The following is a 3,221-nucleotide window of genomic DNA, read 5'->3' on the forward strand; positions in this document are numbered from 1 at the left end:
CCCCCCGCGGGGGGACGGCCCGCGGGGGGACGGCCCGCGGGGAGACGGCCCGCGGGGGGACAGCCGCGCGGCGTTGGGCCTGCTGAGCCGGGCCGCGGCCGACATCGAGGCACGCCTGGCCGCCTTCGGCACCGGGCTGGACCGGTTCGGGCTCGTCCACGCCGACATGCGGCTGGCGAACCTCCTGGTACCCCGGGACGAGTCCACCGGGGACGTCTGTGTGATCGACTTCGACGACTGCGGCTTCGGCTGGTACCTCTGGGATCTCGCCGCGTCGCTGTCCTTCATCGAGCACCTCGACGAGGCCGGCGACCTGGTGGCCGCCTGGCTGGCCGCCTACCAGCGCCAGCGCCCGCTCACCGCGGACGACGTGGCAATGATCCCCACCTTCGTCCTGTTGCGCCGGCTGCTCCTGGTGGCTTGGCTGGGCACCCATCCGCACTCGGACGCGGTCCCGAGCGTCACCGAGTACGCTCGGGACAGCTGCGAGCTGGCCGAGGCCTATCTAGGCGGGCGGTTCCTCACCGACTGAGGCGGTGGCCCGCGGCCAGGCCTGACCGGTGGCTCGTCCCGCCCGCCCGGAAGTCCCCGAGGACCGGCCCGCCCGGACCACTCAGCGGCCGGTGAAACGGGGCTCGCGGCGCTCCGTCGAGGCGCGCACCCCCTCGGCGAAGTCCTCGGTGGCCCGCAGTCTGGCCTGCTCGGCGGTTTCCCGTTCGGTGGCCGCCCGGATGACGGGGACGAGATCCGCCCACATTGTCTCCCGGATGCTGCGCACGGCCAGCGGCGCGGCGGCGGTGATCTCACCGGCCAGCGCCACCGCGGCCTCCCGCAGCTCGGTGTTCGGCACGAGCCGGTCGGCGAGGCCGATGGCGAACGCCTCCTGCCCACCGACCCGGCGACCGGTGTAGAGCAGGTCGAGCGCCTTCTGCCGGCCGACGACCGCCGGCAGGGTCACCGAGATGCCAAAGCCCTGGTGCAGCCCGATCCGGGAGAAGTTCGCCGCGAAGCGGCTGTCCGGGCTCGCGACCCGGAAATCCGCGGACAGCGCGAGCCCCAGCCCGCCGCCGACCGCGCTGCCCTGCACCGCGGCCACGACCGGTATCGGGGAGGCGAATAGCCGTAGCGCCTCGCGGTAAAGGGCCGGCGCCCCCTCATCCGCCGAAATCGCCTCGGCCGCACTCGCGCCGGAGAAGTCGGCTCCGGCGCAGAAGTTCCTGCCCTGGGAGCACAGCACGACGGCACGGACGTCGGAGTCGGAGTCGAGCTTGTCATAGATGTCGGCGAGGGTCTGGATCAGACGCACTTCGAAGAAGTTGTGCGGCGGACGGCGGACCTCGACGACGGCGACGTGGCCGGGCAGGGTGTGTACCGCGATGTCTTCGGACTCGCTCATGATGATCCTCCGTCGGGTCGTCCGTGCTGGTGCCGGCGGTCCGCCGTGCCGGCGAGGTCTCCATCCGTCCGACATCGTCCATCCTGACCGAAAACGCCTCGCGGGTCGCGTCAGCGGCCGGGGGCCGGGGGCCGGCCAGAAGGTCGCGAGCGGAATCGGGGAGTCCGCCGGGACTGAGGAACCGAGGACGACGTCGGTGGGGGTGATGGCGCTCGCGTAGCTGTACGGCCCGCCCAGCGTGCCGAGATCGGTGAAGCGGCCGTTGCGCCAACGGAACGCGTGCCCGTTCGCCGTGCCGGCGACGGTTCCCCGGTCGTTGATGGCGGTCACCTCGAGGTCGCCGGTGGGCACGCTAATGGTCGCGCGCTGGCCGTGCTGCCAGACGAATGCACGGCTCGACGAGCCGCGGCTCCGGACGAGGACCTGGCCGACGTTGTTGATACCGATCGCCGAGGAATCGGTGTCGCCGGGGAGCGTGCCGAGGTCGATCAGACGACCGCGTTCCCAGCGGAAGGCGTGGGTGTGACCGTCGGCCGTGTCGCTGTAGCCCACGATCTGCCCGGCGTCGTTCGCGGCCACCGCGGAACTCGACGGGCCGCCGAGGGTACCCAGGTCGTGCAGGGTGCCTCTCCTCCAGAGGAAGGCGTGGGACGGGCCGGCGGCGGTGTCACTGCTGCCGGCGATGGCACCGGCGCTGGTGACCGCGACGGCGGAGCTGCCCGGGCCGCCGAGCGTACCCAGATCCTGCAGGTGGCTGTCCGCCCACCGGAAGGCATGGAACGTACCAGCGTTGGTGGTGCTGGTGCCGACGATGACCCCGGCGCAGTTGACCGCCGCCGCGGTGCTGCTGTAGCCGCCGGCCGTTTGGGTGCCGCCGAGGTAGCCCAGACGCTGGGGCTGGGGGTTTCTGTGTTCCAGCCGGAACGCCTGCCGGTCGTAGTGGCTGACGAAATCGCCGATGACTACGCCGTCCTCGGTCACCGTCTTCGGTGCCGTGCTGCCGTTGAGGACATGCACGGTGCCGTCGCGCCAGAGGAAGCCCGTGGTGCTGTACGCGCCGCTGACCCAGTAACCGGCGTAGAGCCCGCGGCTGTTGCCACTGGTCAGCCAGCCGGGACTGCCTGGTCCGGGGATGCCGACCCCGGCCGGCGTCGTCTGGTGTGGGTCAGGTCGTGGTCCTGGAACCGGCGCCGCCAGCGCCGCGGGAAGCCCGGTGAGAGACACGGGAAGCCCGGTGAGGGACAACGGTGCGGTGGTTCCGGCCATGACCGCCAGGTGTACGAATGTTCTCCGGTTGCTCGGCACGGCCGACCTCCCTGGTCAGGCCTTCCCGACCGTCGTCGTGGCCGCCGGGGCGCCATAGCACGGGTTCGGTCGCCAGGATCCTGGCAACGGATCGGGTCGGGATGGCTGGACGGAGGACCAGCCGGCACTCCGCCGATTGATTACCAACTGAAGTTGGATGGTGTCGAACTATAGCCATCTCGTCAATGAATGACACGCCCCGCCTGCGGCCGCGAGGCGCGGAATGTCGCGGGCGCCGGCCGGTGAGCGGCGCGCTGACGTGGGCGTCAGCCGACTCCACCAGATGGCGCGGACGGCTCAGGACACCGTGATGCCGAGTTTCATACCCAGCGACTCGTGGTTGCCGACCGGGCAGTCCAGCTGGTAAGTACCCGGCTGCAGGGTCACCGTGAGGTCCTCGGACTCACCCTGTGCGAGGTCCTTCGTCGTGGCCTCGCGCAGGCCGGGCCCCTCGATCCTCAGCGCGTGCGTCACGTGGACGGCCGGTGGGGTCAGCCGCGCCTCGTCGCCGGGACCAGCT

Annotated in this window: 2 protein-coding genes and 2 pseudogenes; 1 reads left to right on the forward strand and 3 read right to left on the reverse strand. The window is 71.5% G+C overall.

Features of this window, described 5'->3' with window-relative positions:
- On the forward strand, window positions 1-532 hold a 532-nt coding region (locus ACY5KJ_RS19065), incomplete at its 5' end, for a phosphotransferase enzyme family protein (protein WP_462204013.1).
- An 81-nt stretch (window positions 533-613) separates the two neighbouring features.
- Here the strand turns inward: ACY5KJ_RS19065 and ACY5KJ_RS19070 are convergent.
- From ACY5KJ_RS19070 to ACY5KJ_RS19080, 3 genes and pseudogenes are all read right to left on the reverse strand, one after another.
- On the reverse strand, window positions 614-1,396 hold the full coding sequence (locus ACY5KJ_RS19070) for an enoyl-CoA hydratase/isomerase family protein (protein WP_462204014.1): 783 nt from the start codon (window positions 1,394-1,396) through the stop codon (window positions 614-616).
- 240 nt (window positions 1,397-1,636) lie between these two features.
- A pseudogene (locus ACY5KJ_RS19075) lies at window positions 1,637-2,662 on the reverse strand (HAF repeat-containing protein); the annotation flags it as partial.
- A 336-nt stretch (window positions 2,663-2,998) separates the two neighbouring features.
- A pseudogene (locus ACY5KJ_RS19080) lies at window positions 2,999-3,221 on the reverse strand (hypothetical protein); the annotation flags it as partial.

Source organism: Frankia sp. CcWB3, assembly GCF_977927595.1.

Bases quoted from the DNA above. Each gene is read 5' to 3' on its own strand.
- ACY5KJ_RS19070 (WP_462204014.1), bottom strand. From the start codon at position 1,396: ATGAGCGAGTCCGAAGACATCGCGGTACACACCCTGCCCGGCCACGTC.